The following is a 6,878-nucleotide window of genomic DNA, read 5'->3' as shown; positions in this document are numbered from 1 at the left end:
GTTGAATATGCTTATGAACGCCGGTCATGGTTTTGCAAGGAACTACGGTACAACGACGAATAATAATACAGCCTCTATGATGCAAGGCAATAACCCATGGAAAAATGTAGGGGCTATAGGTTCTCTGGCACTTCAAGCAGCACCGATGGCTTTTGGTTATATGGCAGGTGGTCCAATGGGAGCAGCGTTGGCAGGAGGAGCATCCAAGTTTTTTTTAAATTACATGAATCAAAAGAAAGCTCTGGAGAATAATTAAAGAATAGTTTTGTAGGAGAGTGTGATGGTTGCACCGATAATACCAATGGCTTTAGTAACAGGAGCGAGATTTGCACCGCATATTATGAGATATCTTTATCCCAGAATGGCTCCAAAAGCGGTTACAGGGGCGCAAAGATTTGGACAATTCATGAAAGCAAGTCCAAAGAGTACCATAGCTACTGGAGGGGCAATGACTCTCGCCCCTTTGATGGCACCAGAGGAAGTACATGCTCCAAACAACCCCTATTTACAGAATATGCAGCAGCCATATGGACCATTTATGCCCTATACGGCTCCTAAAACGGAAATGCCTCTTGGTGTAGGAAATCATTCCCCTATGCCAAATGCACTGGAGGACGCTCCACAAGAACTTAAACCTCATGTTAATGAACAAATGCAACCCCAAACGCAACCATTAGCGCCCGCAACCCCAACACCGCCTCCTGAACCGACAGATTTAGATAAATTTTTACAGTCCAATACTTATAAGTTTTTTCAATCAGATGCGTATCAGAAGCTCAAAGATCTTTTTGCAGGTATGGCGGCAGCACCCACAGATGGTTCTGGATGGGATGCGCTTGCAAGTGGTGTGAAGCATCTTAATGAAGGTGATAAACAAAGAGGGCAGGTTAATCAGACCGTCGAGTATCTGAAATCCAAAGGCTACAGTGAAGAAGAAGCTGCTGTCATGGCACGGAATCCTCAAATGCTTAGTGCATTGCTAACAGGTGGTGATACTCCTAAACTACTTGCGGGGCATGAATGGTATACCGATCCAGAGACAGGTGAACGTGGACAGAGACCGATGTCAGGGACTCTACAGGCATTGGAGTATAATCAGAAGCTACAAGCACAGAAAGAGTGGGAGGGTAAAAAGCAAAAAAATATTATTGCCACAAAACATCAGATGAACGCTGGGATAGATGCTATTCGTGATTCGATTGCACTCATTCGCAAACATAAGATTAACGGGTTTAAGGCGTGGGCTACGCGTGGAATTGGAGGAACTCCTGCGAATGAATTAGAAAATTTATTTGATACGATTAAGGGTGGTGCTTTAAAGGCGGTATTTGAGAGCTTAAAATCGATGGATCCTAGAGGAAGTCTTAGTGTTGGTCCTATATCAGATTACGAAAGTCGGACGATGGTAGCAACCTTTGGTTCTTTAGATTCTGCGCGTAATACAAAAGGGCTACTGAAAACTTTAGAAAATCTTGAAATAACATTTAATGCTTTAAATAAGCTTCAGAAAACTGATTTGCATGATTGGATGACGGGGAAGATAACCCCTCAAGAAATCTCTGATAAATATAATACTCAGAAAAAAGGCGTTATGGAGTTTGTGAAGGTATCCAGTCCCAAAGAGAGCGCTAAATTTGAGATAGGAACAAAAATTCAAGATGCAGATGGTAATATTAGAATAAAGAGATACTAAAATGCTTAATCATAAGAATGATAACGTTGGAAAACGTCAGGTTTGGAATGATGATCAATATCCTATTATTGGACACATATCAGACTATAACAACCATTCTGATGAGGAAGAAGCAGAACATCCCGAAATAAGTAGCAGTGAAGCCTTTTGGAATTCTTTAAAGCATGGTTTGAGTTTTAATTTAGATGATGAAATTGCGGGGATCACAGCGGCAGGACGTGATTCTGATGATGAGTTGGCAATAAGTGCTTTTTTGAATGGGCTTTACAACTATTGGACTGGAGATAAGAAAACCATAGAAAAATATGAGAAAGAAGCCAATAGAATACGTGATTATTATCGTAGGATGAGTGATCAACATTATTGGACTTCTTTTGCTGGAAATGCTTTAGGATCGGCAATCCCTTCACTTGCGACTTTAGGGGGAGGATTATTAGCCTCAGGAGCACGCTTTGTAGCGCCTACACTTGCAAGGAATGTGGCGGGGTCAAAATTAGGTCAAGCCTTTTTGAACACTGGTCAGTCATTTCCAAGTCGATTTGCAAGTCCATTTTTAGGCATCACGAACAAAACAACATTACCTCATTTGCTTAAAGTAGGAGCGGCATCTGGTGCATTACATGGCGCAGGAGAAGGCGAAGGACTTGGTAATACACTTACAAGTACGTTATCTGGTGCAGGTTTAGGAGCGGGCGGGGCATTGGTTGGAAGTGCTTTAGGTCATTTGGCTGGTTATCCGGTAAGCGGAATACGAAGACTTTTTTCTCCTTCTCATAAGCAAGGTGTTGCAACAGACACATTAAGAGCAATCAGTAAACATTTAGGTAAGGAGGCTTCTGAAGAGCTAGGAGAATCTTTTAAAAAAGCAGTTCCTACCGATTACGTAGCTGATCATAGTCCTTTTTTACAGGATCTTGTTTTTGATATCGCGAAAAGAAATCAAGGAGCTTATCTTGATTTGACTAAAAGAGCTGGGCAGAGAGCGCTGGAAGGAGGGGAGCGTATTCATCAAGCTGCTGATGAACACTTTGTTCCTCGTCAAAATGTCACAGGTTTAAAAGGTGATCTTATCGCGAGTAGGAAAGAAGCATCCCATACTCTTTATGAAATAGCTAAAAAGATACCAATAGGAGAGAAATATTATGGGGCACTTAATGAATTAATGGAGCGTCCATACTTTAAACAAGCTTATAATAAAGGGCTAAGGGGATTCATTAGTGATGGCAATAAAGCCAGTCCGTTTTCTTCTGAAAAATTTAGCTTTCTTAAAGAGAAACCCAACATGGGTATTCTCCATAAAACTAAGGAGGCTATTGATTTTATGATACGGGCAGAAAAGAGGCAAGGAAACAATAGCAAAGTTCGTAGCTTAGTAGAGATCGACAAAAAGTTATTAGAGATTATGGATGATATATCGTCTGAATATAAGAAAGGGCGGGCATTGTATCATCAATATAGTTCAGATGTAGATGCTATGGGTAAAGGTTCTAAAATCCTTAGCAAGTCGGTTAATAAGGATGAGTTCAGTAAAATCTTTGATGAATTACCAGAGGGAGAACAAGAATACTTTAAAAAGGGCTCAAGGGCAGAACTTTTACAAGGCATGGGTCAAACAAAAGACGAAGTGTCCACGGCAAAGGAGATTTTTGGTACGAATGATCTGTATAAACGATTTGCAAAGATTTATGGAGCCGATAAAGCTTCTGCGGTCAAGAAGGTTGTCGAAAAAGAAGCCGATTATGCAGATTTTTATAATAGAATACCAGGTCGTGTAGCGAATAAAGATATATCTTTTACGCATAATGTCAGTATGCCAACGGGTAAACGTGATGCAGCTGTACAATTAGCAAAAGCTGCTGGGAAGTCTGCTTGGATTCCTTTCAAAGAGGCGGCGTTTAGAGAGCGTCAACGGATTGAAAAGGATGTTGTCAAATTGTTAACAGGGGGGACACAGATTAAGAATGATCAAATTGTAGCTCTTATTCAACGCATGGTAAACGCGCATCATAAGGGATATGCGACAAAAGAATGGTTCAAAAAGCTTTCTGCTGCTTTGTTTGGAGGTGGGGGAAAAGCCTCAACGGAGGAGTTGAATTTATTGAGTGCATTTGAGTAAGGGAGGAGATTAGGCTATGACCCGTTATAGTCCTTCTGTTAATCAAGCGATACGGCAAACGGCAGCGCGATATGGTTTGCCAGAGAGCTATTTGTACCGTGTTGCGCAAGTGGAAAGTGGAGGCAATCCGAATGCAAGGAATCCACGCTCTTCTGCGGGTGGTTTGTATCAATTTATCGATAGCACCGCCAAACAATATGGTTTGCAGGATCGTTTTGACCCCATGCAAGCGGCAGATGCCATGGGGCGGTTGACACTTGATAATCGCAATCATTTAAGCCGTCTGTTGGGGAGAGCGCCTAGTGAAGCGGAATTGTATTTAGCACATCAACAAGGGGCAGGGGGAGTCGCGCGGCTTCTTCAAAATCCCCATGCCAATGCGGCGCAAATTGTTGGGAGCAATGCGGTTGGCTTGAATGGTGGTAACAACGCTATGCGTGCAAGTGATTTTGTGAACCGTGTATTACAGATGTATGGGGGGCAGCCTTATAGAGCAAGCCCTGTAGCGCAGGGTGGCATTAGAAATAGAGACAACTTGTTAGAGGTTTTAAGGGCATTATTAGCATCACAAGAAGAGGCTTCGGAAGAAGAAGAGAGTGATGATGATAATCCTTTGATGACGCAATTTATGCGGGCGTTTTACGGACCATTTTACCGGAGTTAGGATTTATGAGAGATGTCAACGATCTATGATTGGTCGCTTAGAGCGGCGGATAATACGCGCGTAGATGATTTGATTGATTGGTCCGAAGGACAGCATCCTAGCAGTGTGAACACGAGCGCCCGTGTGATGATGCAGCGCGTAAAGGAATACTTGTCAGACACGGGTGGAGAGCTTGAAGGCATTGTTACAAATGATCATGTCCAACAAACGAGTGTGATAAGACTTGCAAGCACCTCACAGTTTTTAGAGTATAAGAATGGTATCGTTTTGCGCTTTATAGCGACGGGCAGGAATGTTGGAGCGACCACGATTGTCTTAAATGATTTAGTTGCTAAGCCGGTTTATAAGGCGACAGAATTAGGCATCAGTGCATTATCGGGAGGGGAAATCCAACAAGGGTGCATTTATACATTGGTTTATAATGAAGATCATTGGCATCTCGTTAATCCTACCTCTATCCCTTTAGAAGAAGAAAGCAGTCTTTATCCCACGGGTTTTATAGGAACCTTTGGAATGCGCGGGATTCCAAAGGATTGGTTAATTTGCGATGGGAAAGCTTATTTGCGTCGTGATTATCGTGATTTATTTGAGACGATAGGAACGGTTTGGGGAGAGGGGGATGGCGTTACGACATTTAATGTTCCCGATTTTCGAGGGATGTTTTTACGGGGTGTTGATGGAGGGCGCAATATTGATGAGGGGCGTTCTTTTGCAAGTGTGCAAACAGATTTAATCGAGTCTCACCAACATCAAGGACAGAGCCTTTCGATGTCTCATTTTACCAGCAACGAAAACTTTTGGGATGGCAATACGACGGATGTGTTGGGCTATCGTCTAGGCTTGTTTGGGGGGAGCTCTCTAGCGAATTTTATGGGCATAGAGCGTGAGAATTTAGGAGGCTACATTGTAAGTTCTCATACTCTTGATGAGAGCCAAGAGGTTGTTTTGGAGAGCACTGGTGAAGGCGAGACGCGTCCAGTAAATGTGAGTGTTCTGTTTGCGATTAAGACATGAGGTTAAAATGTCGACGATCTATGATTGGTCTTTAAATGCCTCCTTGAATGCCTATTGTGATGATTTGATTGATTGGTCAAAAGGACAGCGCCCTAGCAGCGTGAATAATAGCGCCCGTGTGATGATGCAGCGTGTGCGTGAATATTTATCCGATACGAGTGGTGTGATTGAAAGCACTTTTACGGTTGATGCTGAACAACAGACGACGTTGATAAGACTTCAAAGTAAATCGCATTTTTTGAAATATAAGAATGGGATATCAGTTTGTTTTAAAGCAAAGGGTAAGAATGTTGGGGAAACCGCAATTGCCTTGAATGATTTGGCGGCTAAACCTGTTTACAAAGCGACGGAATTAGGTATCCGTGCTTTATCGGGAGGCGAGCTTCAAAGGGGATGCATTTATAGCTTGGTTTATAGGGATCATGCTTGGCAAGTTTTAAATCCTACGCCTCTCTCTTTATCACAAGAGCCGGTTATTCCCGTTTATCCTACAGGGACGATAGGGATTTTTGGGATGCAAGTTTTGCCAGATGGCTGGTTACCCTGTGATGGGAAGGCTTATTTGCGCAGTGATTATCCTGCTCTTTATGATGCGATAGGGATCAGGTGGGGTGGAGCTGATAGTTGGACGAAGTTTAATGTTCCCGATTTGCGTGGTGTTTTTTTACGAGGTGTTGATGATGACCGCGAGATAGACCGCTTTCGTTATCTTGGCACTTTACAAAATGACGCTATGAGAAAGCATGATCATGGGGGTCAATCCTTTACGATTTTGAATGATGAAAATCAGGAAGAGAGTTGGCATGGTGATATGACGATCATCTGGGGATATGTGTTGAATGACCAGCAAAGATTGAAACTTGCCGAACGTTTGGGTGTGAGGGCAGAGGATATACGCGTGCACCATAAGCTAGCCTTTCCCCATTCCCACCTTCATATGCGTGATGTTGCGTTGGCAAGTTCAGGTGCAAGTGAGACGCGTCCGATTAATATGAGTGTTGTGTTTGGAATCAAGACGTGAGGTTCAAGATGTCCACGATTTATGATTGGTCTTTAACGGCATCTGAGAATGGTGGTGCTGATGCTTTAATTAATTGGTCAGAGGGACAGCATCCTAACACAGTCAATAATAGCGCTCGTTTTATGATGCAAAGGATAAGTGAGTATTTATCGGATACGGGCGGCGTGCTTGAAGGCATTGTGACGGTTGATAATAACCAAAAGACGAGCGTGATAAGGCTTCTAAGCCAATCGGCATTTTTAGAGTATAAGAATGGGATATCGGTTTGTTTTAAAGCAAAGGGCAAGAATGTTGGGGCGACAACAATTGCTTTGAATAATTTAGCTGGCAAACCTGTTTATAAGGCGACAGAAACCGGTTTATTAGCCTT

General features: G+C 42.7%; 5 protein-coding genes and 2 pseudogenes. All 7 read left to right on the top strand.

Annotation, left to right across the window (positions count from 1 at the left end):
* A pseudogene (locus ACFIJ9_RS08400) lies at window positions 1-256 on the top strand (hypothetical protein); the annotation flags it as partial.
* Window positions 257-280: 24 nt separating this feature from the next.
* On the top strand, window positions 281-1,693 hold the full coding sequence (locus ACFIJ9_RS08395; protein ID WP_375636718.1) for a hypothetical protein: 1,413 nt from the start codon (window positions 281-283) through the stop codon (window positions 1,691-1,693).
* Between the two features lies 1 nt (window position 1,694).
* Window positions 1,695-3,809, top strand: coding sequence for a hypothetical protein (locus ACFIJ9_RS08390; RefSeq protein WP_375636716.1), 2,115 nt, complete (start codon window positions 1,695-1,697; stop codon window positions 3,807-3,809).
* Between the two features lie 16 nt (window positions 3,810-3,825).
* Window positions 3,826-4,473 (top strand): transglycosylase SLT domain-containing protein, encoded by a 648-nt coding sequence (locus ACFIJ9_RS08385; RefSeq protein WP_375636715.1) that lies wholly within the window; start codon window positions 3,826-3,828, stop codon window positions 4,471-4,473.
* Between the two features lie 12 nt (window positions 4,474-4,485).
* Window positions 4,486-5,487 (top strand): phage tail protein, encoded by a 1,002-nt coding sequence (locus ACFIJ9_RS08380; RefSeq protein WP_375636713.1) that lies wholly within the window; start codon window positions 4,486-4,488, stop codon window positions 5,485-5,487.
* 7 nt (window positions 5,488-5,494) lie between these two features.
* Window positions 5,495-6,508 (top strand): phage tail protein, encoded by a 1,014-nt coding sequence (locus ACFIJ9_RS08375; protein ID WP_375636711.1) that lies wholly within the window; start codon window positions 5,495-5,497, stop codon window positions 6,506-6,508.
* An 8-nt stretch (window positions 6,509-6,516) separates the two neighbouring features.
* Window positions 6,517-6,878, top strand: a pseudogene (locus ACFIJ9_RS08370) (phage tail protein); the annotation flags it as partial.

The organism is Bartonella sp. MR90HLJMH (genome assembly GCF_042194115.1).
Taxonomy (GTDB): Bacteria; Pseudomonadota; Alphaproteobacteria; order Rhizobiales; family Rhizobiaceae; genus Bartonella; species Bartonella grahamii.
This window is presented reverse-complemented; position numbering and strand designations above follow the sequence as displayed.